Source organism: Massilia putida, from assembly GCF_001941825.1.
GTDB lineage: Bacteria > Pseudomonadota > Gammaproteobacteria > Burkholderiales > Burkholderiaceae_D > Telluria > Telluria putida.
The window spans coordinates 728,781-753,569 of sequence record NZ_CP019038.1; the positions used below are offsets into that span (position 1 = coordinate 728,781).

The following is a 24,789-nucleotide window of genomic DNA, read 5'->3' on the forward strand; positions in this document are numbered from 1 at the left end:
TCGTCAACCACGGCGGCCTTCCGGCGCTTCGCGCAGCGCGGGTTCGGCGCTGGCCGTTTCATCCTTCAATTCGCGGCTGAGGAAGTAGTTCAGCGCCGTCCGGATCACGGCGATGGCGGCCAGCTTGCCGATGCGGTCCCACGTGGGCGCGATCGACGTCGACAGGATGTCCGCCGCCAGCTGCAGTTCCAGCGCGAGGGTCAGGTAGCGGGCGAACGCGAGCCGGATGGGCACGAAACTCCCGCCGCCGCCGGACGCCACATAGCGCACCAGCGCGACGATCACGATGACGATGCCCGCCGCGATCACGAGCGCACCCAGCGCTTCCACCAGCAGGCGCAGCCACTCGACCCACGCTCGGACTTGTTGCTCCGTCTGTTCGAACACACTTTTCCTTTCTTATTGGCTGTACAGATAGGCGGCCATGTCGCGCGCCTCGGCCTCGCTCACGCCCAGTTCCGGCATCGCCGTGCCCGGGACGACCTGGCGCGGATGCCGGATCCATTTGATGAGGTTATCCGTGTCGTGCGGCAGGACGCCGGCGATGTAGCCGCGCGAGCGGATCGCGTCGAGCGGCGGGCCGACCTGGCTGTCCGCATGGGCGATGCCCTTGATCTTGTGGCAGCTCGCGCAGCCGTAACGGGCCAGAAGCGCGCGGCCGGCGCGCGGGTCGCCGCCCGTGATCGGCTCCGGCGTCGAAGGCGTCTTCGAGCAGGCGGCCAGCGCCAACGCGCACATCAGCATGATGGACAGGCGACCGGTCATGGCCGCAGCTCCGCAACGCGCGTGGCCGGCCCCGGGCGCAGCCAGCGCGCACACAGGACGAGGCCCGCGACGAGGTAGGCCAGGCCGCCGGGAATCCACATGATCAGGCCGCCCAGCTGCTGGTCCTCCAGCGGCGTCAAGCCGAACAGCTGCGCGCGGTTGGCGTACAGCGGATACCAGACCGTGCCCGACATCGTGAACAATGCGCCGAGCGCGCCCGTGTGCATCATCGTCGTGAACAGGTAGACGATGGCGCCGCCGCGGCCGTGCGCCCCGCCCTCGCGCCCCAGCACGGCCCACCAGAACAGCAGCGCGCTGGCGAGGAAGCTCGTGTGCTGCAGCGCGTGCATGGCATTGTCCGCCAGCGCCAGCTGGAAGCACGCCGGCACATGCCACATCCACAGCGCGGCGAAATGCAGCAGCCATGCATTCAGCGGCGCCGTCAGCGCGCCCCATGCGGCGCGCACGCCCGGCCTGCGCGTGCCGTCCGCGATCGCGAGGCGCGCGTGGCGACCGAACGCCCACAACCACAGTGCGAGCGGGCGGCCCAGCACGAGCAGCGGCGCCGCGACGATCATCAGCATCTCGTGCTGCACCATGTGCGCGGAAAACGCATAGGCGCCGGCACCGTCCAGCGGCGACGCCAGCGCCAGCACGAGCATCGCCCAGCCCGCGCCGAACCAGGCGGCCTGGCGCGCCAGTGGCCGGCGGGCTCCCCGGGCGCGCGGCCACAGGCGCGCCAGGCCCGCCGCGTACAAGATCAGGGACGACGCCAGCAGCGCCAGCACCCACCATTCGGCGCCCCAGCCGAGGATTGGTCCGGCCGCCAGCTCGGCCTCCACGTCGTGCGCGCGGGCCGCCGCGGGCACCAGCATCGGTGCGATGAGGATCAGTTTGCGCATGGCGACAGCACCCATTGCGGAAACCATTGCGCCAGCACGGCGAGGCAGGACAGCGCGCCGACCATGCTTGCCACGAGTGCGACGAACGGCGGCCGGTCCGGCACGTGGTCGCGCGCGGCCTCACGGCCCATGCTGCGGCCGGCCTTCCAGTTGCGCCACGCGGCCCAGCTCATCCAGGCGCACACGATCAGCACGACGGCCGACACGACGTTCGGCGCCGCCATCGACTGGCGCGAGCACGCGGGCGTCACGAGCGCATACGTGATGGACAGATTGGTCAGCGCCAGCGTGGGCGCGAGCAGCAAAGCCGGCCAGTTTCCCATGGATTCTCCCGCTAGACGCGCGCTCCCCAATAAATGACGGCATAGATCGGGAGCCAGCTGAGCACGACGAAATACCAGTAGCCCGCGTTTTCGCTGACGTCCACGAAGCGCTTGCCTTCCAGCGGCCCCGTGAACATCAGCGCCGTCAGCACGAGCGAATCGTAGGCGTCCGTGATGAGGTGCGTCGTGTGCAGGCCGAGCAGCATCCAGACGACGGAGCCGTAGGCGTCGCTGTCCCAGCGCGTGTTCAGCGCGCCGAACTCGAATGCGCGCACGGCCAGGAAAGCCACCGAGAACAGCATGCACACCGTCATCCACAGACGCACGCCGTGGATGTCCAGCCGTTCGGCCGCCTGCTTGGCCTTCTGGTTCGGCCACAGGCTGGCCAGCAGGATGACCGTGTTCAGACTGCCCCACAGGAGGTCGGGCGGGAAGCGGCTCATCGGCCACACGTTCGCGTGGCTGCGCAGGTAGAAATAGGTCATCACCGTCAGCGCGAACACCGTGCTCTCGACAGCGACGAGGCCCATCGTGCCCCACCACATGGGGCTGCGCGTGCCGAACGCGAACGTGGGCATGCCGGACACGTCGAGCGCCGCGCCGCACGGCTTCCTTGCCCGACGCGCGGTTTTCGCGCGTGGCGCTCACGGCCGGACCTCCGAACGGACACGCTCCCGAACGATGGCGCGCCTGGGCCAGAACCACAGCGTGGCCGTCACGGCGACGGGCGCGGCGGCCCACACGACGGCCCACGGCGTGAAGATGGAGCCGATGAACAGGACCGTCGTCGCCAGCGCCGACAGGAACGGCCAGATCGACGGCGACGGCATCGACAGGCGGTGGTCCGGCTCCGCATCGGCCACGGTCGTGACCAGGACTTCGCGCCAGTCGTTCGACATGCCCTCCACGTGCGTGGGCTCGAGCTGCGGTTGCCACAGCGGATAGCGGCCGTGCACGACCGGGATCACCTCGAAATTGCCCATCGGCGGCGGCGACGCGACGCTCCATTCCAACGTACCGGCGCCCCACGGATCGGGCCCCGCGACTCTGCCTGCGCGCAGGCTGCGCGCCACGTTCACGAGGAACAGCAGCACGCTCAGCCCGATCATCGCCGCGCCGATGCTCGCCACCAGGTTCATGTCGCCCCATCCCATCTCGGCCGGATACGTGTAGACGCGGCGCGGCATGCCCCACAACCCGAGCAGGTGCATCGGGAAGAACGTGACGTTGAAGCCGATGAAGAACAGCCAGAAATTCCAGCGGCCCAGGCGCTCGCCCAGCATGCGTCCCGTGAATTTGGGGAACCAGAAATAGAACGCCCCGAACAGGGGAAACACGGCGCCGCCCATCAGCACATAGTGCAGGTGCGCGACGACGAAGAAGCTGTCGTGCAGCTGCGTGTCGAGCGACACCGACGCCAGCATCAGGCCCGTCAGCCCGCCCATCACGAGGATGAAGAAGAACGCCAGCACGAACAGCAGCGGCGTCTTGAAGTGGATGCGGCCGCTGCCCAGGGTCGCGATCCAGCAGAAGATCTGCACGGCGGTGGGCACGGCGATGATCAGGCTCGCGGCCGTGAAAAACGTCTTGCCCAGGTCCGGCAGGTTGGTCGCGAACATATGGTGCACCCAGAGGCCGAACGCAAGGAACGCCGTGGTCACGAGCGCGAGGATCATCGCGGGATAGCCGACGACGGGCCGGCGCGCGAACGCGGCGACGATGCTGGAGATGAAGCCCAGCGGCGGGATGAAGATCAGGTAGACCTCGGGGTGGCCGAAGAACCAGAACAGGTGTTGCCACAGCAAAGCGTCGCCGCCTTTGTCCGGGTTGTAGAACTGCGTATCGACGAGGCGGTCCGTGATCAGCGCGGTACTGGCCAGCATGACGGCGGGCAGCGCGAACAGCACCATGAACGACGTCACGAGCATGGCCCACACGTACAGCCGCATGCGGTTCAGGCTCATGCCGGGCGCGCGCAGCTTCAGGATCGTCGTGATGATGACGATCGCCTCCATCAGGCCGGACAGCTCCGTGAACGTGATCATCTGTGCCCAGAAGTCCACGCGCTTGCCGGGCGAGTACTGGGGGCCGGACAGCGGCACGTAGGCGAACCAGCCGGCATCCGGCCCGGCGTTCACGAAGAACGCGGCGTACAGCATGATGCCGCCCATCGTGAAGATCCAGTACGCGTACGCGTTCAGCCGTGGGAACGCGAGGGTGCGCGCGCCGACCATCAGGGGGATCAGGTACGCGGCGACGGCCTGCATGATGGGCACGGCGAACAGGAACATCATCGTCGAGCCGTGCATCGTGAAGATCTGGTTGTACATGTCCGGCCCGATGATGCCGGCGTTCGGCTGCGCCAGCTGCAGGCGGATCAGCAGGGCCAGCACGCCGCCGGCCAGGAAGAACAGCATCGTCGTGACGATGAAGCGGATGCTGATCGTCTTGTGGTTGATCGCGGCGAACCAGCCGTAGACGCCCGGCGGGTCGCGCCACGTGCGCTCGAGCGCCGTGGCGGCGGCCGGCTCGGCGCGCGGCGTCAGGCGCTCCGTCGTGTCGTGACGTGGGTCGGATACTGTCATCGCAGGGTCTCCAGGTAGGTCAGCAGCGCCTGCAGGTCGTCGGGGGGCAAGGTGTTGGCCGGCATGTTCACCCCGGGCTTGAGCGCCTGCGGATCGGCGATCCAGCCCGCGAGGTGGCCACGGTTGTTGGGGAAGATGCCGGCGGCGATCGTCCGGCGCGACGCCAGGTGCGTGAGGTCCGGCCCCATGCGCCCCTGCGCGGGCGTGCCGGCCACCGCGTGGCACTTCGCGCAGCTCGCGCCGAGGAACACGTCGCGGCCGCGGCGCGCGGCGGCGTCCGCGGGATCGCGCGCGTTCCCCCGTTGGTTCGCGGCCCAGGCCTCGTAGTCGGAGGTCGGCACGGCATGCACGAGCAGCGCCATCAGCGCGTGTTCCAGGCCGCAGAATTCGGCGCACTGGCCGCGGTAGGTGCCGGCGCGGTCCGCGCGCAGTTGCAGGGTCGCCGTGCGGCCCGGGATCAGGTCCTTCTTGCCCCCCAGATTCGGCACCCACAGCGAGTGGATCACGTCATCGGCGCGCAAGGTGACGATGACGGGCCGGCCGACGGGAATCGTCAGCTCGTTCGCCGTCGTGAATTCGCGCGACGCGTCGGCGTCGAGATAGCGCGCCTCCCACCACCACTGGTGCCCGACCAGTTCGATGTTGACGGCGTCCCGCAGCGGCAGGCGGGCCAGCGCGCGGCTCGTGAACACGTCGCCGGCGAGCAGCACGAGCAGACCGGCAACGGAGGTCCCCGTCGCCCAGCCGATGCGGCACCAGATCCGGTGCTCAGGGCCATCCAGCGACGATGTGTCGGGCCGCGTCGCGGCATCGGCCCGCGGGGCGCACCAGACGGCGATGATCGTCGCGACAACGATAGCCACGAACACGAACGTGCACAGGGCCAGCGTGCCGTTCCACAGGTCGCCGATGTGCCCGGCCTGGGCGCCGGCGGCGCGCAGGGCATCCTGCATGCTGGTGACGCCCGGCACCCGCGCGTGTTCCATGTCCCCCCTCGCAAAACCAGTCGACGGCCTGAAGTGCCAGAATTGAAACTATATGGTAGGTATAGCTCATTTTCGGCCATGCCGACGCACGACAGGGGGACCGCCGCTAGCGCATCAGCGGCACAGCGCGTCCAGATTCCCGACCGGTTCGACCTCCGGGAGCCCGGACAGGTCGATGCCCGCGTCCTGTGCGCGGCGCTCCATCAGCGCGCCGTTGCCCGCGCGCGGGCCGGGCATGCGGTACGCCGCGTCCGACTGCGCGCGGTCCAGCGTCACGTAATGCGCGCCCGCCGCATCCATGCGCTTCATCACCTCTGGCAAGGTCACGGTGCTCCACCCGCCCATGTGCGTGAGCAGCACCTGCGGAATCATGCGGCCGTACACGCGCTGCGACATGGCCTTCGTGCGCGCCAGCTGCTGGTCGACGCGGCGGTAGTAGCTCGCCTTCATGCCGTCGATCGCGGCCTGGTCCCCTTTCGCGACGCAGCGCGCATACGTGTCCGTGTACGCCCAGTCGTCGAAGCCGAGGCTGACGTCGGCGATGCGGTAGCCGCGCTTCGTCAGCCAGTCCAATGCGCCGTCGTGGCGCGCGCCGACGCCGCCCGCGTCGAGGAAGGGGTAGCGCAGCACGTGCCAGTCATGGCCGGCCATATGCTTTTCCAGCGCGGGCTCGTTCGCGCGCACATCCGCTTCCCAGGCCTCCAGCGACGGCGCCTGCGACAGCCCCATGTGGGTGTAGGCATGGTTGCCGAGCGGGTAGCCGGCGCGGCGCCAGACGTCCAGCGCCGCCTCGCTGTCCGCTTCCTTGCCGAGGGCCGCGGCATTGACGAAGCCCCATGCTTCCGGCACGCCGTGTGTCTTCAGCGTGTCGACGTGCGCCTGGGCGATGCCGACCCGGGTCATGCCGGCCGGCAGTGCGCCATGGGACGGCAGGTCGTCGGCCGTGAAGGCGACGTCGAAACGATCGCCAGCGAAGGCGCCGGATGCGCCGGCGAACAGCAGAGCGCACAACAAGATACGTGGTTTCAAGGAGTCCTCTCGGTGGCGATCCCGCCAATTAGTTCGACGGATGCAATTATTGACCGGATCGCGGGCCGAGGCAATGGGCGCGGAACGTTTTATGATGGCGGCGTTCGACGACCACGCCATGAAAGGAACCCGCATGCAGATACGCTTCGATGCCGCCCTCCTCGCCGCCGTCCTTGCCGCCCCGGCCTTCGCCGCGGCGCCGCCCACGCCACCGATACCACGCGCCGTCGTCGCCGATCCGCCGCGCTATGCCGCCCACCCGGCGCGCAACCGCCAGGTGCTGATCCTCTCGCACGGCGAAGGCATGAATGCACTGTTCATGCTGGCCGCGGGCGCCGGGCCGAAGCCGACGATGCTGCTGCTGCACGGCCTGCCCGGCAACGAACAGAACCTCGACCTCGCCCAGGCCGCGCGCCGCGCCGGCTGGAACGTCCTGACCCTGCACTACCGCGGCAGTTGGGGATCGCCCGGCCGCTTCACCCTCGCCGGCGCCGGCGAGGACGTCGACGCCGCGATGGCTTTCCTGCGCCAGCCCGGCACGGTCGCGCAGTACGGCATCGATACGCGCCGCGTCGTCATCGCGGGCCACAGCATGGGCGCCTTCTTCGCCGCGCGCTACGCGGCCGCGCACGACGACGTCGCGGGCGTCGTGCTGATCGATCCGTGGAACGTGGGCGCGTCCGGCAAGCAGGTGGCGGCGCACCCGGAAACGCGCCAGGACGCCATCGCGGCCATGGGGGACGATTTCGGCAACAGCCTGGCCGGCACCGATGCCGCCCGCCTGATGACGGAAGTGGAACGCCATGCGAACGACTGGGAGCTGGCCGACGCGGTGCCCGCGCTGGCACGCAAGCCCGTACTGATCGTCGCCGCGGAATACGGCAACGCGGCCCAGGTGGCGCCGCTCACGGCCGCGCTCAAGGCGCAGCGTGGCGCCCGGGTGCGGGCCGTCACGCTGCCCAGCGATCACGCGTTCGCCGACCGGCGCATCGGCCTGGCCGGCGTCGCCGTCGACTGGCTCGACCGACTGCGCGCGGCATCGCCGAAATGAACGGCGCCCGTATTGACGGGCGTTCTTCGACGCAGCGATTGACGCCGCGTGCGCCGGCGCGGTACTATGAAATCGATTACAACACATACCACCACTGGAGACCTCATGTATCGTCCCACCCTGCTCGCCGGCGCCGCATTCCTCGCGGCCGGCGCCGCGCACGCCGCCGCCGGCATCGAAGTGAATCAGTTGGGCTTCCTGCCCGCGGCGCAGAAGCTGGCCGTCGTCCCGGCCGGCGCGAACGACCGCTTCAAAGTCGTCGACGCGGCGAGCGGCAAGGCCGTGTTCGAGGGCACGCTCGGTCCCGCCGCGACCTGGGACGCGTCCGGCGAAGCCGTGCGCATTGCCGATTTTTCCGGGCTGCGCACGGCGGGCGCCTACCGCGTCGCCGTGTCCGGCCAGCCGGATTCGCCCGTGTTCACGATCGGTGCGGACGCGTATCGCGCGCTGGACGTGGGCGCCATCCGCGCATACACGCTGCAGCGCGCCAGCATCGCGCTGGACGCGCGCATCGCCGGCCCGTACGCGCGGCCGCTGGGCCATCCGGACGACAAGGTGCTCGTGCACGAATCGGCGGCATCGGGTACGCGCCCGGCCGGCACCGTGATCAAGAGCCCGAAAGGCTGGTACGACGCGGGCGACTACAACAAATACATCGTCAACTCCGGCATCAGCACCTACACGCTGCTGGCCGCGTACGAACACTTCCCGGCATGGTTCGACAAACTCGCGTTGAACGTGCCGGAAACGGGGAACGGGGTGCCGGACATCCTCAACGAGGTGCTGTGGAACCTCGACTGGATGGCCACGATGCAGGACCCGGAGGACGGCGGCGTATACCATAAGCTGACGAACAAGAGTTTCGACGGAATGGTGATGCCGGACCGCGCGACCGCGCCGCGCTACGTCGTGCAGAAGACAACGGCGGCGGCCCTCGATTTCGCGGCCGTGATGGCGACCGCCAGCCGCGTGCTGGCACCGTTCGACACGAAGGCGCCAGGCCGCTCGCAGCGCTACCTGGCAGCAAGCGAACGGGCGTGGCGCTGGGCGGTGAACAATCCGGCCGCGTTGTACCGCCAGCCGGCCGACATCCGGACGGGTACCTATGGCGACGAGAAGGTCGACGACGAGTTTTCCTGGGCCGCTTCGGAACTGTATATCGCGACCGGCAAGGACGAATACCGTACCCGCGCCCTCGCCGCCGCGCCTGGCGTGCAGACGGAACCCGGCTGGGCCGATGTCCGTCCGCTCGGCTGGATCTCGCTCGCGCAACAGCGCGCGCGTTTGAAGAAGCCCGACGACGCCGACGAAGCCCGCCGCCAGATCCTCGCCGCGGCCGACAAGCTGCTGGCGCGCTGGCAGGCATCGCCGGCCCGCCTGTCCCTGGCGAAGTCCGACTTCGTCTGGGGCAGCAACGCCGTGGTGCTGAACCAGGCCATGATGCTCGTGCAGGCCTACCGGCTCACGCACAAGGCCGACTATCTGAACGCGGCGCAATCGGCGCTCGACTACACGCTGGGCCGCAATCCGCTCGGCATGAGTTATGTGACGGGCTTCGGCGCGCACCCGGCCATGCATCCGCACCACCGGCCGTCGGAAGCGGACGGCATTGCCGCGCCGGTGCCGGGCTGGCTCGTGGGCGGACCGAACCCGGGCCAGCAGGACGCCAAGGATTGCCGCGTCGCGTACGCGTCGAAGCTGCCGGCCCTGTCCTACCTCGACATTGCGTGCAGCTACGCCAGCAACGAAGTCGCCATCAACTGGAACGCGCCGCTCGTGTATGTGGCGGCGGCGCTGCAGTCGCTGGAGCGCTGAGTACACCGGCGCTTCGGTAACAGCACGGGCAACAAACAACGTCATCTCCGCGAAGGCGGGGATCCAAGTACAGCCAGCGTTACGTCAGAGGACGCGAAATCGGGGGGATAGCGCCAGTAGCGCTATCCCCGCCACCGCGGGAACGACACTACCAGTTCATCTTCTTCCTGATGAACGCCGTCAGAATCTCGGCATTGTCGCGCTGGTGCTTCAGGCGCGGATGCTGGCCATAGCCGGTGAACGGAAAGAACACGGTATCGATGCGCGCGTCCCCATTCTTGCGCATGTCCGCCACGGCCGACTTGATATAGCCCGGCCACTGCGAACCCGGCTTCGTCGCATCCATGCTGCCCAGCGCGCAGACGATATAGGCCTTGGGGTACAGCTGGCGGATGCGCTTGACGAAGGTTTCGTAAGCCGCCACGCGACCGGCGTCGTCCGGTTCCGGCTGCAGCTGGTGCCGGTCGCCGATCAGCCAGCGGTCGTTCTGCAGCAGGTTGATGACGACGACGTCCGGCGTCCAGCTGGCGAAATCCCAGTGCGTGTCGTTGTTGCCGACGGCGCTCAGCTGGTCGTAGAAGTCCGGCATCGTGAACGGGAACCAGCTGATCATGACGCCGATGCCGCTCTGCGACGTCTGGTGCAGTTCCGCATGCAGGTTGCGCGCCGTGATGCCGGCATAGGACAGATAGCTGTTCTTGTCGCGGCCCACGTCGTCGCGGCCGTTCATCGGCGCCTCGTCACCCATCCCGCTTGTGATGGAATCGCCGAAGAATTCGATGCGGCGCCTGGGGCGGGCCGGCGGCGCCAGCATCTTGCCGCCGTCCGCGAGCTCGAGCCCCTGGAACACGGTCGCGCCCTCTTCGCCTTCCGTGCGCTTGGTGATCAGGAAGCTGTGCTTGCCCGGCGCGAGGCCGGCCGCCACGTCGTAGGTCTTCGCACCCTGGGCCGCTTCGATGATCAAGGGACTCGCGGTGTCGCCGTCGAGGAAAACGTTGAAGTAGTTCTTGCCCTTCTCGTCGTCGAGCGTCACGGACAGCGACGTGCCCGTGAAGTTGCCCGCGATCGCCGTGTTGGGCCAGGTGATGACGGGTGCGTCGGGCTTGGAAAAATCGATGCGGCCCGTATAGAGGAGGTGCTTGTCGCTTGGCGCGACGGCCACGCCGGCGCATGCGAGGCCGGCTTGCAGCAGGCCGGTGAGAAGCAAGGTCGTAGTAAGTCGTTTCATCGGGGAGCTTTCAGGAATGCGGGCAGTTTGTCGAGGGTGATCACGTCCGGGTGGTGATACACCTCCGCCTTGTGCGCCGCCGTGTTGTAATAATCGCCGGTCCAGAAATTGTCCTTGTCGGCCGTGCCGGGCGGTGCGCGGCCGTCGTTCCACGTCAGGAACCACAGCCAGTGCGCACCGTCCCGCCGTATCTTGTCCGGATCGGGGATGTAGCTGTTCTCGCTCATCGCCACCGGCTTCATCGCCGGGCCGATGGCGACCATGCGGCGGTACGTGTCGATCTGCGACTTGTACGTCCGGGCGTCGCTGTCGTCGTACACATCGTAGCCGACGATGTCGACGACGTCGTCGCCCGGATACCAGGCCGCGTCCTGGCCGTTCCACACCCAGATCAGATTGTGCAGGCCGTGCCCGTTCACGAGGCGATCGAACAGATGGCGGTACAGCAGCACGTATGCCTCGGCGTTCGGCACGCCGTCCGTGCGCTTGCGGCCCCACCAGAACCAGCCGTCGCCGCCGCTGCCCGACGCTTCGTGCAGCGGCCGCCACAGCACCGTCACGCCGGCCGCCTGCAGCTTCGCGAGTTCCAGCGCGAGGCGGTCGATGTCCGCGTCGATCTGCCGTCCCGCGCCGCTGGCTGTGTCGAGCCGGCCGTCGCGCACGGGAATCGTGAACGCCGTGTTCTTGCGCGCATCCGGCTCGCGCGCATAAAAATTGCCCTGCACGCCCGGCGGCGCGGACGGATCGCGCCAGTGCCAGCAGAACGTCACGAGGCCGCCGCGGCGCGCCCACGCGATCGCTTCGTCGACCTGGTGCGCGCCGTCGCCCTTCGTCCACGTGTTCATGAAGTCGAAGCTCATCAGCGCGGGATACTTGCCCGTGTCGTCGAACACGCGCTGCGCCATGTCCACGCCGTCGTTCCACGTCAGGTCCTGCTGGCCGGCGATCGTCTGCCGGCCCCAGGTCTGCAGCAGCCACGCGTATTCCGCGCGGGTGCGCGGATCCGCCTGCGCGTCCACGGGTGCCGTGCGCAGGGGCGCCGCGCCGCTCGACGCGGCCAGCGCCAGCAGCAGCACCGCCGCGATGCGCCGCTTCACAGCTTCACGGTGACGGGCTGGCCGTCGTAGGTCACGGTCTTATCGAACGCGTCCATGTTGGCGCTCGTCGCGACGCCGGCACGCAGCACGCGCACCTTGATCTGGCGCGTCTGCGGCATGCCCTTGTACCGGCCGCTGCGCGCGCCGATGGTGACGGTGCCGGTCTTGTCGTCGTACGTGAACGGGATGCGGCTGAACTCACCGCGCTCGTACGCGTTCGTCACGCCGTCGTCCTCGTACAGGCTCGCCTGGCCATCGGCGCCTGCGTACACTTGCAGCACGAGCGGTGCGTCCGGCTTCTCGTCGACGTATTGCGTGACCGGTCCGGTCGGGACCACGGCACCCGCGCGCACGAACACGGGAATGCGGTTCAGCGGTGCGGGAACCGTCGCGCTGGTGCCGCCCGCGTAGCGCTTGCCGGTATCGAAGTCGTACCAGTCGGCGCCCGCCGGGAAATAGACGGTCCGCTCGCGCGCGCCATACGACGTGACCGGTGCCACCATCAGCGCGTGGCCGAACAGGTACTGGTCGCGGATATTCTTGACCTTGTCGTCCCTCGGGAAGTCCATGACGAGGCCGCGCATCATCGTGCCGCTGGCGTAGTGCGTGTCGGCCGCCATCGAGTAAATATACGGCATCAGGCGGTAGCGCAGCTTCAGGTAGCCCACCATCGAGTCGCGCATCGCGTCGTCGCCGGCCGTGATGTTGTAGATCTCGCGCTTGACCACTTCGCCGTGCGAACGGAACAGCGGCGAGAACGCGCCGAACTGGAACCAGCGCAGGTTCAGCTCGCGCCATTCCTTCATGTCTTCCGGCTTGGCCTGATGGCCGGACGTGGTACGGTTTTCCTGCGCCGAGCCCACGTCGCCGTACTGGAAGCGGTTCTCTTGCGCATAGCCGCCGATATCGTGCGTCCAGTTCGGGATGCCCGACATCGAGAAGTTCACGCCCGCCGCGATCTGGTCGTACAGATTGTTCCAGCGGCCCGCCGTATCGCCGCTCCACACCGCGACCGAATTGCGCTGGATGCCAGCGAAGCCCGATCGCGACAGGATGAACTGGCGCTTGTCCGGCTGGTCGCGGCGCAGGCCCTCCACCATGCCGCCGGAGTGCACGAGGCTGTACGGATTGAACGTGATCTCACCGGGACCGTAGACGGTCGGGCCGATCAGCTTCTTGAAATCCTCCAGGCGCGAGTTCGACAGGACATCCGGCTCCGTGTTGTCCATCCACCAGGCGTCGAAGCCCTTGTCGACCAGCTTGTGCTGCATCTGGCGGTAATAGATGTCGCGCGCTTCCTGCGTGTACGGGTCGTAGTGGCTGTTCTTGTAGCCCTTGCCGACCCAGTCCAGCGCGCCGTCCTCGACGTTCTTGGTCCACATATGGCCCTTCGACGCCAGCTCCTTGTAGTTGTCGGTATTCGAATAGAACTTGCCCCAGATGGAGATCATGATGTGCGCGTGCTGCTTGTGCACCGCGTCGACCATGCCCTGCGGATCGGGGAAGCGGACCTTGTCGAAGTCGTGCGAACCCCAGCCGTCTTCCGGCCAGTAGAACCAGTCCTGCACGATGTTATCGAGCGGCCAGCCGCGCTTGCGATATGCCGCGACGGTGTCCAGCAATTGCTGCTGCGTCTCGTAGCGCTGGCGCGATTGCCAGAAGCCGTACGCCCACTTCGGCATCATCGGCTGCTGGCCCGTCAACGTGCGATAACCGCCGATGACGTTGTCCATGCTGTCGCCGCTGATAACGTAATAGTTCACGGCTTCCGCGATCTCCGACGACATCGTGAGCGAATGGCGGGCCAAGGCGGGCAGCGGATCGTTGTGCGTCATCGCGACCATGCCGCCCGACGGCTTCCATTCCAGGTGCAGCTTGACCGGCTTGTTCGCCGCGAACTTCACCTCGAAATTGTGATACCACGGATTCCAGCCCTGGCGCCACACGTCCATGACCTGCTGGTCATCCACCGTCAACGTCGCGTAATCCGACGCGTACAGCTGCATCTTGTGCACGCCCACTTTCGGGCTCGCCATCGCGCCATCCCATACGACCTTGACGACCTTGCCGGCCAACGCCTTCATCGGCGGAAGTTCTTTCGGCCAGTTCTCGGCAACGTCCTTCAGGTATTGGTAGGCGATGTCCTTTTCCTGGCGGGTCAGCGCCAGCTTGCCGTCGATGTAGTAGCGGGCCGTGAGGCCGCCCGGCTTGCCCTGTTCGTCGGTCAGCTTGAGGTCGCGCGACAGCCATGCGTACGGCCTCGCATCGCCGAAGCGCGTGATCGCATTGTTATCCCACAGCAGGCCATAGTTCTTGTCCGAGACGACGAACGGCACCGACGCGATCATATTGTGCTGCTGCAGCACGACGTCTTCGCCGTTATAGTTCATCTGCGCGTTCTGGTGCTGGCCCAGGCCATAGAACGCGTCCTTCGTCCCGTAGTTGAAGCCTTCCTTGATCGCGAGGAAGGGCTTGCCGCCGACCTGGATCGGCGTGATGGTTTCCGCGGCCTGCGTCAGGAAAGGCTTGCCGGCGGCGTCGAAGAAGCGGACCTGGCCATCCTTCAGCGATACCTGCGCCGAGATCTTTTGCGCCTTCAACGTGACGGCATCCTTGCCGTCGGCGACCGTGAAGCTGCAGCCGCACGGCTTCGCGACCGTCATCAGCGACGGCGTGAGTCGTTTGTCCGCGGTGTCCAGCTTGACGACGTGGACGATGTTGTCGGCCATGAGCTCCAGGCGCACGAGCTTCGCCGGCCCCGCGTCCGGACGCACGTCGATGCCGGCGGCGGTCTGCTGGACGGTGCCCGCTCCGGCCTGGGTGCCGGTCGCGAGCAGCAGGGCCGCGGCGGCGATTCGGGTGAATTGCATGGTTGTCTCCTAGTTATCAGGCACATGTGCCCTGTTCCGTCGTTCCCGCGTGCGCGGGAAGTCATTCGCGGCAGTGCCGCGGATGACGTGGCGGCTTCAATACGTCCCCATCCTCACCTTCAACACGGTCGGCACAGCGGGCAGATTCAGCCCGTAGTCGGTCTGGTCGCCATTCCAGTTGCGTTCCATGACCCATTTGCCGTCGGCGTCGAAGTGCCCCTCTTCGACCCGGGCGAACATCGCGGGCTTGCCGGCGTTGGCGCCGTTGCCGGACAGCTTGACGCGGATCTGCTGGCCCACGATGACGAATTCATCGGGTCCGATCTGGGCGATCGCCGCGCCGCCGGACGGCTGCTCGGTGCCATCGGCATACTCGACCTTGTCTTTCATCCATTCGCGCTCGCCGAACTGGAGTTCGCGGAACGACAGGCGCGCATCCCAGCCGTTCATCGCGACGGTCTGCGGCTTGCGGTCGTCGCCTTCCGCGACGCCGTACGTGCGGCCCTCGAACGCCCACTTGGCCCACACGCGCTGCATCGGCGCGAACACGTCGTAGACCTTGGCGAACGGCTCGATCATGCGGCGGTCGGTGAATTTCGAACCGAGCGGGTAATTGCTGTACATGGCGTAGTCGAGCCCGAACGGCGCCACACCCAGCGCACCCTTGCCGATGATCTGGTAGACGTAGCGCGCATAGCCGGCCGCATTGCCCATCTCCGGTACCATCAACGGATTGTCCGGACGCTGGAACAGTTGCAAGGTCGCGGCGACCTTGTCCGACTCCGGCATATAAATGTCCGGACCGGCGAAATCGATGTGCGGCGCGGCCGCCTTGTAGATGCCGATCACGTCGTAGGTCGGCCCGCCGCTGGCGAAATCGGCCTTCCACGGCGGCGCCGGTTCGTTGACGTGCGGCTCGCGCAGGGCGTTGTTCACGTACATCGGCAGGTCGTACACGGCGCGGCCGGCCCTGGCGATGTCTTCGATATAGCTGGCGATGGCCCACGTGTGGAAATACTGCTCGGCGTAGTCGCCGTACACTTCGCTCCACGTGCCCTGCTTCGGACGGCCCGCGGGCGGCGGCTGGTGCGCGAGGACGGCGGCCGGCACCGGCTGCTGGAACGCGGCCTGGGCGCGCGCCGCGTAGTCGCGCGCGACGCCATAGGTGCCTACTTCGTTCTCGACCTGCACCATGATCACGGTACGCTTGTCAAAGTCGATCTTCCTGATGTGCTCCATCAGGGCCACGAAAGCCCGCTTGTCCGCCGCCAGCGTGGCTTCGCCGAACGGCGACAGACAATAGCTCGTCTTGCCGTCTTTATCGATCATGCGCGGGAAGCGCCCGTTGTCAAACTTGACCCATTCCGGCGCATAGGCCGGGCCGGTATTCTTCCAGGTGCCGAACCACAGCAGCACGAGCCGCATCTTGTGCTCGCGCGCCTGCGCCACCAGCTTGTCGACGTAGCCGAAGTCGAACGTGCCTTCCTTCGGCTCGATCTGTTCCCACGCGACGGGGATCTCCAGCGTGTTCGCATGCGCATCCTTGAGCGCGGCCCAGACCTTGGGCAACGCGGCCGGGTAGTTGCTGGAATTCTGGGCCTGCCCGCCCAGCACGAGGAACGGCGCGCCGTCCACCATCAAGGCGTAGCGGCCGCCCTTGCTCACGATGCGGGGCAGTTCGGGGGCGGGCGCCGCCGCATGGGCGGTGTGAAAGGCAAGCAGCAGGCTTGTCGCCAGCAGGCGGAAGGATACGGTTTTCATGCGCGAACGGGTCTCCAGTCGTTGGTATCGTTAAAAAACGGGCGGGTCGTCAGGCCGGTCGATTGCCGCATCGGCCGTCGATATGTGGCGTTGGTCGGATGTCGTGCGTCCACGTCCAGCGACGGGTTCTCGCTGACATCGTAGAAGACGAAGTGCGGTCGATTGCGATGCCGCCTCCAGCTTGCAGCTCTCGCCGGGCCGCAGCTTCACCGCGACGGTGCCCTCGCCGTAGCGCACGTTCGCGGCGCCGCCGCCGGCCATCGCCCGCACGGTCGCATCGACAAGGCGGCCGCGCGCCCAGCGCATGTCCACCTCGAATCCGCCGCGCGCGCGCAAGCCTTGCACCTCCCCGTCGGGCCACGCGGACGGGAGCGCCGGCAGCAGGTGGATCGTGCCGGCCTGCGACTGCAGCAGCATTTCCGCGATGCCGGCCGTGGCGCCGAAATTGCCGTCGATCTGGAACGGCGGGTGCGCGTCGAGCAGGTTCGGATACGTGCCGCCGGCATTGTTGTGCTCCGAGCCGGGACCGGCCTGCTGGGCCGCGCGCGCGCCGGGGCTGGCCAGCACGCCGCGCAGCATGCGGTAGGCGTGATCGCCGTCGTACAGGCGGGCCCAGAACGCCATCTTCCACGCCATCGACCAGCCCGTGCCCGCGTCGCCGCGCGCCTCGAGCGTGCGCTTCGCGGCCGCTGCCAGCAGAGGCGTGCGCGCGGGGCTGATCTGGCGGCCCGGGTACAACGCGAACAGGTGGGAGACATGGCGGTGCGTGTCGCCCGGCGTGTCGAGTACCGGATCCTTTTTCTCCTCCAGCCACTCGAGCAGCTGGCCCCAGCTGCCGACCTTGGGCGCCGCGAGCTTGTCGCGCATCGTCGCGAGCTTGGCGCGCAGCGGCTTGTCGACGCCGAGGATGCTGGCCGCTTCCACCGTATTGTTGAACAGGTCCCAGACGATCTCCTGGTCGTACGTGACGCCATCCTCGACGGGGCCATGCTCGGGCGACCAGCCCTGCGGCGCGACGAGGCGTCCGTCCGGCAGCGCCTTCAGATAGTCCTGCCAGAACGCGCTCGCCTCCTTCATCACCGGATAGGCCACGTCACGCAGGAAGGTCTTGTCCTGCGTGAACGCGTAGTGTTCCCAGAAATGCTGGGCGTACCAGGCGTTCGCCGTCTTGTTCCACGTGTAGCCCATGCCGCCGAACGGATTGGACTCCGTGCGCAGGGTCCAGCCCCGTACCGGCCTGCCGCTGCTCGTCTTGAATTCGAGCGCCGTCGCCTGGCGCCACACGGGCGCCGCGCTGGTCACGAAGACGAAGAACGGCCTGGCCATCTCGGACAGGTTCGTCACCTCGGCCGGCCAGTAATTCATCTGGACGTTGATGTTCGTGTGGTAGTCGGAGCGCCACGGCGGCGTGAGGCTGTTGTTCCACAGGCCCTGCAGGTTGGCGGGCAGCGCACCGCGCGAGCTGGACGCCAGCAGGTAGCGCCCGTACTGGAAGTACTGCGCTTCCAGTTCCGGGTCGTCGCCATCCTTGGTGTACGCCAGCACGCGCGCGTCCGTCGGCAGCGCGCGGCGTGCGGACGCGCTCGTGCCGAGGTCCAGCCGCACGCGGCCGAGCAGGCCGGCCACGTCGCGTTCGTGCTCGCTGCGCAGCTGTTCGAACGGCCGCGCCGCCGCGTCCGCGACCTGCGCCGTCACGCGCGCCAGCGGATGCTCGCCCTGGAAGCGCTTCGCCGCATCGGCGACGTAGCTGGTGCCGGCCCCCACGATCACGGTCAGCGCGTCGCAGCCGGAGAACACGATGCGGCCGTTCTCGACGGCCACCTTGCCGCCCTCGTTCACGACCCGCACCTGGCTCGCGTAGTCCAGAGCGTTCGTCGTGGGCGCCTCGTTCGGCAGCGTCCAGCCGGCCAGCGTGCCCGTTGCGTACAGGCTTTGCGAAGCCGCGGCCAGGTGCGCGCCGTGGCGGTCGGACAGCGCGATCGAGCCGGTGTACCGGCCCGGCTTGTCCGCCGTCAGGCGCAGCACGAGCACCTGGGCCGGATGGCTGGCCCATGCCTCGCGCAAGAACTGCACGCCGCCGCGCGTGTACGTGACGGCGTGGATGGCGTGCGCGAGATCGAGCGTGCGCCGGTAGTCGCGGGCATCCGCGTCGTGGCCCGGCAGATCGACGACGACATCGCCGAACGGCTGGAAGGCGCCCATCTCCTTCGCGTCGCCGGACCACAAGGTGATGTCGTTGAACTGCAGGTGTTCGCGCGCGAGTCCGCCGAATAGCATGGCGCCGATACGGCCGTTGCCGATCGGGAGCGCTTCCTTTTCCCAGCCCTGGTCGTTGTCCTGGGCCGGACGATCGTAACGCAAGACGAGATCCGGCGCCGCCACCGCCGTGCAAGCGATGGCCGCCACCGCGAGCGCGAGAGCCGTCTGTCGTACGACGGCGCCAAGCGGATTGGGCATCATGTGATGAAATCGATTACAACGAAAGTCCATAAAGTTCGCTTTCCAGGCGCCGTCAGTTCGTTGCGGGTCTGCCGAAGACGATGCCGCGTCCGGCAGTGCTCATGTAGACGACGCCGTAGCGGTTCATGTCGCCCACGATGAACTGGCCGTCGCCCGGTCCGCCGTACTGGTGCGTATCGTCATTGATGCGGGTCCAGGTGGCGCCGGCGTCGACCGACCGGTGGATGCCGCGCACGCCCCCGACGTCGCCCCAGATATACACCGCGGGGTAGTCGTGCCCGTCCGCGGCCTTGCCGAAACCGACGGCGCCGCAATAGCGTACCGGCGCCAGCGCGGCGACATGCTTGCCGCCGTCGACGGAGCGCGCCAGGCCGCCGTTCTTGAGCGCGATCCACACATCCCCCGCCCGGCCGGGCGCCACGCGCACGAGGTGCGATCCGCCCGCCGGCAGGCGCGCGCGCGGGGCGAACGTCGCGCCGCCGTCCGTGCTGACGAGCAGCGCGGTGTCGTCGTAGGTGTAGAAGACATCGGGGTCGACTGGGTCGCCCACGGGACGCAGGTTCGGCTTCGCGAGGCCCGCGACCGCCGTCCACGTGGCGCCGCCGTCGGCCGAGCGCCAGACCTCCTTCGCCTTTTCCGGCGCATGCAGGATGACGGCGCCGTCGGCCGACATGGCGACCTGCCCGCGCCGGCCCTTGATCGCGGCCGTCCTGCTCCACGTGGCGCCGCCGTCGTGCGTGACGAGCATGCTGTCGCCGACGCGCACCATCGTCTTCGTATCCGTGGCCGCGACGGCGAGGCCGGTCGTCGTGCCGATCTGCGGATCGTGGATGCGGCCGTGCCGTGCCGGGTCGTCGTGCACGAAGCCGTCGATATCGCCGATGGCCGACACGAGCGGGCCGCCCGGGATGCTAACGAGGGCCAGCGGGACGGTTTCTTCCAGGCCGTCCACGGTGAACGTCCACGTGGCGGGCGCCGCCTCGATATTCGCCGTACGGAACACGCCGTTGCCGGACGTGACCCACACCGCGTGCGGATCGGCCGGATCGAATTCGACGGAACCGGTCCAATGGATCCCATGCCCTTTCAGCCACGGCACGCCGGCCGCGTCGCGCACGAAGCCGCGCGCGATCACGTCGGTCCAGGACGCGCCGCCGTCGTGCGACAGGAAGATGCGGTCGCCCTTTGCGTCGCCCTGCGGCAGGAAGGTGTTGATGGTCGAGACGACGAGGCGTTGCGGATTCTTCGGATCGGCGCTGATGCCGGCGAACGGGCGCGTCCAGCCGGCCGGCGTGATGTTCGTCCAGGCGCCGCTGGCGATCGCATACTTCCACACCTGGCCGCGGTCCATCGGCTCGCGGCCACCACGGTCGGGATGCGGTCCGGCGCCGTTCGCGAACGTGACGATCAGGTTCCCCGCCCCATCCGGCACGGCGCGCTGCGGCATCAGGTCCACCGGCGCGCCGGCCACGGGCTCGAACGTGGCGCCCGCGTCGTCGCTGCGGTAAAGATTCGGTCCGACCGCGCCGAAGCGCGACACGCCGACGAACACGCGGCGCGCCTGGCCGTCGCGCACGCTGGCCGGATCGGGCACGACGAAATCGATGCCGACGTCGTTCGGCGTGGACGTCACCGGCAGGCCCGCCACGCGGGTCCACGTGCGGCCGGCGTCCACGCTTTTGAACAGGCCGTCGCGGCGCGTGCCGACGTACAGCAGCTTGCCGTTGCCGGGATCGACGACGAGGCGCTCCCCATCCTGCCGGCCCATGCCGTTGCCGTGGGTCTTGAACTGGCTCGTGACGTCGACGATGGCGAACGTCTTGCCCCCATCGGTCGAATGCAGGATCGCGGTGCGGCCGCCGTTCAGGTAGGCGATGCCGGCGAGGAGCCAGATATGGTCGGCCTCGCGGGGGTCGACGGCCAGCGCATCGATGCCAAGCAAGCCGGTCTGGTCTTCCGCCACCCAGTCGAGCAGCGGGAACCAGCGGTGCCGGCGCGGGTCCCAGCGGTAGGCGCCGCCCACGTCCGTGCGCGCGTACGCGACGCCGGGCGCGGCGCGGCTCGGCACGACGGCCGTCACGAAGCCGCCGCCGCCAATGGCCACGCTGTCCCATACGTACGGGACCTGCTGCGCACCCGCGCGTCCCGCCAGCAATGCCAGCGCAAGGCCCACCGCAGCCACCAGCTTCATCGACCTCATCGGAGCGTCTCCATCAGATATATTTTTCTAGCAGTACTTATCGCTATGCTAAGCGATGCGATGTTCGCGGCGCAAGGATAATGTTCGCGATAACATATGCTCACACCCCGATGCCCGGCGTTTAGTGTGTTGCGTGACTTCCCTACGATACGCCACGAAACGCCGTCAAAAGATACCGCTGTCACGACACGGGTGTTGTATTTCTCATACGTCAGAAAAATATTTTTGCCAGCCATGAAATCGATTGCGTATAACATCGAATCGTGATCTTACTGCTGGGCACGGCTGTAATACGCTAACACGAATACCAGCTGAGAATTGCCGTTTTCACTCGGAATATCAGAGGCTTGCCGAACGTCGTCGGAACACGCTTCGGTCCGCGCGACGGCAGCCGAGAAGTCGCTGGCGGCAGCCGTTTTTCCCACCGTGGACGCACAACGTCCTGTTGCGTTGTCACAAAACTTACACGCACGTAAGCAACCGGGAAAAATTTATGGTAGCGTATAACAACCAGTGTTAGACATCACATTGACCTGGCTTTGTTAGAGCTTGTTATAAAAAACACTACCTGATCATCGGGGGAGACAATGAGGAAGTTTCAGAAGACCGCAATTGCTGCAGCGGTTGCGCACGTAGCCGTCCTTTCCAGCGCCGCAGCATGGGCCCAGACGACCGGCGATGCCAGCGCCGGCAGCGCCCCTGCCGTCGTCCACGTGAGCGGCCAGCGCGCCGCTTTGCAGTCGGCGCAAAAACTCAAGCAGGACTCCGACGAGGTCGTCGACTCGATCGTCGCCGAAGACATCGGCAAGCTGCCGGACCGTTCGGTCACCGAGGTGCTGCAGCGTATCGCCGGCGTCACCATCGACCGCAACATGGCGGGCGACCCGAACCGCCAGTCCGTCGAAGGCTCGGGCGTGTCGGTGCGCGGCCTGACCTACGTGCGTTCGGAAATCAACGGCCGCGACGCGTTCTCGGCCGGTGGCGGCCGCTCGCTCGGCTTCGCCGACGTGGCGCCGGAGCTGATGGCCGGCGTCGACGTCTACAAGAATCCGTCCGCGGAACAGATCGAAGGCGCCGTCGCGGGCCTGGTCAATCTGCGCACGGCCATGCCGTTCGACTACAAGGGCTTCAAGGGCTCGCTGGGCGTGTCGGAATCGTATTCCACGCTGCGCAAGGGCGCGCCGTCCCCGACCGGCACGATCCTGCTGTCGAACCGCTGGAACACGTCGCTCGGCGAATTCGGCGCGCTGGTCGACTTCGCCAAGGCAAAAAGCCCGACCCGCTCGGACGGCGTGGGCGTCGACCCGTATTTCCCGCACGTGAATTCCACGGATCCGGCCAAGTACGACCGCTCCAAGACGCAGTGGATTCCGCTGGGCGTGGGCTACCGCTCGCAGGACTTCGAACGCACCCGCCGCGGCGACTATGCCGCGTTCCAGTGGCGTCCGAGCCGCGACCTCACGGCCGCGCTGACCTACTTCAAGACGAAGTACAAGGAAGACCTGGACGAGCACGTCGTCTCCTCGGCCGAGGACAAGTGGTACCAGCAGGTCGCCAGCGCCAACTCGGTCTTCGACAGCAACGGCGCGTTCCAGAGCGGCACGATCTCGAACCCGACCTATGGCGGTTCGCCGTTCAACAGCTCGCAGCGCATCAACACGCGTGAATCGAGCACACGCGACACCTCGCTGAACGTGCAATGGCGCGTGACGCCGGACCTGACCTGGACCAACGACTTCCAGCATGTCCATTCGACGACCGAAGGCTTCGACGCCGACGTGTCGACGGGCTTCATCCTGCCGAACCAGACGATGGACATGCGCGGCAGCGTCCCGCAGATCGGCCTGGGTTCGCCGGCCTATATGGCGGATCCAAACAACTACTACTGGGCCTACACCCAGGAAGCGCTGGACCACGCGGTCGCCACCCAGAAGGCATGGAAGTCCGACTTCAAGTTCCAGTTCGACGACCCGGTCCTGCGCGACGTCCGCTTCGGCTTCCGCATGGCGAACCGCGAAGGCGTCAATAACAAGGCCCAGAAGTTCTACAACTGGCAGGCAATCACGTTCCCGTGGATGGAAGGCTGGCAGATCCCGCACGTTGCCCGCCTGGGCGATCCGCGTTTCGCCGGCGGCGCCTCGCTGCAGAAGATCGACAACTTCTTCGACGGCAAATACAACCTGCCGCCGATGCTGTTCGCCGACGAGGCCGTGGTGCGCGGGTTCCCGAACGAGTGGGCCAAGATCCACGCCTACCACGATGTCCTGTGCAAGGAACAGGGTTCGAGCTGCACGCCGTGGGCCCCGGCGACGTTCAACGATCCGGCCGCCACCAACACACAGTCCGAGAAAACCCGGGCCGCCTACACGCAGCTGCGCTTCGGCTGGGACAACCTGAAGTACCCGATCGACGGTAACATCGGCGTCCGCTACGTGAAGACGAACGGCGCAGGCAGCGGCTACGTGTCGTTCACGCCGCCGCCGCCCATCACGATCGGCAACGGCGTCGCCGTGTCGGGCCAGGAAAAGCTGATCAGCATCGCCCCGATCGCGCAGGCGCAATCGTTCGAGAACTCGTACCACAACTGGCTGCCGAGCCTGAACCTGCGCATGAAGTACAGCGACAAGCTGCAGTTCCGCTTCGCCGTCGCCAAGGCGATGGCGCGGCCGGACTTCAACCAGCTCCAGGTCCAGACGACGCTGTCCGCCCAGAACCTGCAGACGACCTACAAGGACGCCACCGGCAAGACGACCGCGGTCCAGTTCAACGGCACCAGCCTGACCGGCAACAGCGACGGCAACCCGCTGCTGAAGCCGACGACGTCCACCAACGTCGACCTGACCGCGGAATGGTACTTCGCCAAGGCCGGTTCGCTGACGTTCTCGGCGTTCAACAAGGACATCAAGGACATCGTCATCACGAAGAATTACTCGTACACGGCGATGGACGTCAGCGGCAAGCCGCAGGCGTTCGTGGTGACCGGTCCGGTCAACGGCGCCAAGGGCTTCGCCCGCGGTTTCGAGATCGCCCACCAGCAGTACTACGACTTCGTGCCCGACTGGCTGCGCGGCATCGGCACCCAGGCCAGCTGGACCTATGTGTCGAGCGAGCGCAAGCTGAACGATCCGGTGTTCGAGGCATGGTGCTCGGGTAACGACGCGTCGTCGAACTTCAACCTGTTCATCAACGGCTGCGATACCGACGCCCGCGCCTTCGGCAAGACTCCGCTGCAGGGCCTGTCGCGCCACACGGTCAACTTCGCGGTCATGTACGAACAGCACGGCCTGTCGATGCGCCTGGCGTACAACTGGCGTTCGCGTTACCTGCTGGGCGTGACCCAGTGGGGCAGCCGCGGCAACAACGGCCTGAACACGAATCCGGCCGCCGATCCGAGCAGGTACCTGATCCCGACGACGAACAACGACCAGGCGTTCGGCCTGCCGCTGTACCAGGCACCGTACGGCCAGCTGGACGGCTCGATCTTCTACGACTTCACGGACAAGTTCCGTGTGGGCCTGGAAGCCACGAACCTGACCAACTCGTACACGCGCCAGATCATGGAGCAGCACGCGGGCAACTTCACCCGCCAGGTCTTCATGAGCGGTCCGCGCTACACGCTGCTGGCACAGTACTCGTTCTGATAGTCTGATAAGCAGGCCTCCGCACCGACTGGAATCCGCATGATTCGATACAATCGCTGATCCGATCCATGCGCAC

At 67.2% G+C, this 24,789-nt stretch carries 17 protein-coding genes; 3 read left to right on the forward strand and 14 right to left on the reverse strand.

From position 1 onward, the window contains the following. Positions 1-3 precede the first annotated feature (3 nt). From BVG12_RS05680 to BVG12_RS05715, 8 genes are all read right to left on the reverse strand, one after another. Positions 4-387, reverse strand: coding sequence for a DUF1622 domain-containing protein (locus BVG12_RS05680; protein ID WP_075791570.1), 384 nt, complete (start codon positions 385-387; stop codon positions 4-6). 12 nt (positions 388-399) lie between these two features. Further along, positions 400-765: a c-type cytochrome gene (locus tag BVG12_RS05685; protein ID WP_229503816.1), complete on the reverse strand. Its 366-nt coding sequence runs from the start codon at positions 763-765 to the stop codon at positions 400-402. Next, positions 762-1,667, reverse strand: coding sequence for a cytochrome c oxidase assembly protein (locus tag BVG12_RS05690; protein ID WP_229503817.1), 906 nt, complete (start codon positions 1,665-1,667; stop codon positions 762-764). Before BVG12_RS05690 ends, BVG12_RS05685 begins: the two co-directional genes overlap by 4 nt. Continuing rightward, positions 1,655-1,990 carry a hypothetical protein gene (locus tag BVG12_RS05695; RefSeq protein ID WP_075791572.1) on the reverse strand — a complete coding sequence of 112 codons (336 nt, stop codon included), beginning with the start codon at positions 1,988-1,990 and terminating at the stop codon, positions 1,655-1,657. Before BVG12_RS05695 ends, BVG12_RS05690 begins: the two co-directional genes overlap by 13 nt. Before the next feature lie 11 nt (positions 1,991-2,001). Further along, positions 2,002-2,568 carry a cytochrome c oxidase subunit 3 gene (locus tag BVG12_RS34680; RefSeq protein WP_075791573.1) on the reverse strand — a complete coding sequence of 189 codons (567 nt, stop codon included), beginning with the start codon at positions 2,566-2,568 and terminating at the stop codon, positions 2,002-2,004. A gap of 66 nt (positions 2,569-2,634) precedes the next feature. Further along, positions 2,635-4,575 (reverse strand): cytochrome c oxidase subunit I, encoded by a 1,941-nt coding sequence (gene ctaD / locus BVG12_RS05705; RefSeq protein ID WP_075791574.1) that lies wholly within the window; start codon positions 4,573-4,575, stop codon positions 2,635-2,637. Beyond that, positions 4,572-5,561 (reverse strand): cytochrome c oxidase subunit II, encoded by a 990-nt coding sequence (locus tag BVG12_RS05710; RefSeq protein ID WP_229503818.1) that lies wholly within the window; start codon positions 5,559-5,561, stop codon positions 4,572-4,574. Before BVG12_RS05710 ends, ctaD begins: the two co-directional genes overlap by 4 nt. Before the next feature lie 114 nt (positions 5,562-5,675). Then, positions 5,676-6,590 (reverse strand): polysaccharide deacetylase family protein, encoded by a 915-nt coding sequence (locus BVG12_RS05715; RefSeq protein WP_218921046.1) that lies wholly within the window; start codon positions 6,588-6,590, stop codon positions 5,676-5,678. Between the two features lie 133 nt (positions 6,591-6,723). Between BVG12_RS05715 and BVG12_RS05720 the strand changes: the two genes are divergently transcribed. Further along, entirely contained in the window at positions 6,724-7,641 is a 918-nt protein-coding gene (locus BVG12_RS05720) for an alpha/beta hydrolase family protein (protein WP_075796220.1), read from the forward strand. Positions 7,642-7,746: 105 nt separating this feature from the next. Further along, positions 7,747-9,456 carry a glycoside hydrolase family 9 protein gene (locus BVG12_RS05725; RefSeq protein WP_075791575.1) on the forward strand — a complete coding sequence of 570 codons (1,710 nt, stop codon included), beginning with the start codon at positions 7,747-7,749 and terminating at the stop codon, positions 9,454-9,456. Positions 9,457-9,604: 148 nt separating this feature from the next. On the opposite strand, the gene BVG12_RS05730 is transcribed toward BVG12_RS05725, so the two are convergent. The 6 genes from BVG12_RS05730 to BVG12_RS05755 all read right to left on the reverse strand — a co-directional run bounded on the left by BVG12_RS05730 (position 9,605) and on the right by BVG12_RS05755 (position 21,072). After that, a complete protein-coding gene (locus tag BVG12_RS05730; protein ID WP_083684635.1) occupies positions 9,605-10,684 on the reverse strand; it encodes an SGNH/GDSL hydrolase family protein in 1,080 nt (359 codons plus the stop codon). After that, positions 10,681-11,781: a glycosyl hydrolase gene (locus BVG12_RS05735; protein ID WP_075791576.1), complete on the reverse strand. Its 1,101-nt coding sequence runs from the start codon at positions 11,779-11,781 to the stop codon at positions 10,681-10,683. The genes BVG12_RS05730 and BVG12_RS05735 overlap by 4 nt, the downstream gene beginning before the upstream one ends. Further along, a complete protein-coding gene (locus BVG12_RS05740; protein WP_075791577.1) occupies positions 11,778-14,651 on the reverse strand; it encodes a glycoside hydrolase family 31 protein in 2,874 nt (957 codons plus the stop codon). Before BVG12_RS05740 ends, BVG12_RS05735 begins: the two co-directional genes overlap by 4 nt. A 96-nt stretch (positions 14,652-14,747) precedes the next feature. Next, a complete protein-coding gene (locus tag BVG12_RS05745; RefSeq protein WP_075791578.1) occupies positions 14,748-16,412 on the reverse strand; it encodes a GH35 family beta-galactosidase in 1,665 nt (554 codons plus the stop codon). A gap of 30 nt (positions 16,413-16,442) precedes the next feature. Then, positions 16,443-18,872: a glycoside hydrolase family 95 protein gene (locus BVG12_RS05750; RefSeq protein ID WP_229503819.1), complete on the reverse strand. Its 2,430-nt coding sequence runs from the start codon at positions 18,870-18,872 to the stop codon at positions 16,443-16,445. Positions 18,873-18,924: 52 nt separating this feature from the next. After that, positions 18,925-21,072, reverse strand: a complete 2,148-nt coding sequence (locus tag BVG12_RS05755; RefSeq protein WP_075791579.1) for a beta propeller repeat protein — start codon at positions 21,070-21,072, stop codon at positions 18,925-18,927. Between the two features lie 587 nt (positions 21,073-21,659). Here BVG12_RS05755 and BVG12_RS05760 point away from each other — a divergent pair. Further along, complete coding sequence (locus BVG12_RS05760) at positions 21,660-24,713, forward strand: TonB-dependent receptor (RefSeq protein ID WP_075791580.1); 3,054 nt, start codon at positions 21,660-21,662, stop codon at positions 24,711-24,713. Positions 24,714-24,789 lie beyond the last annotated feature (76 nt).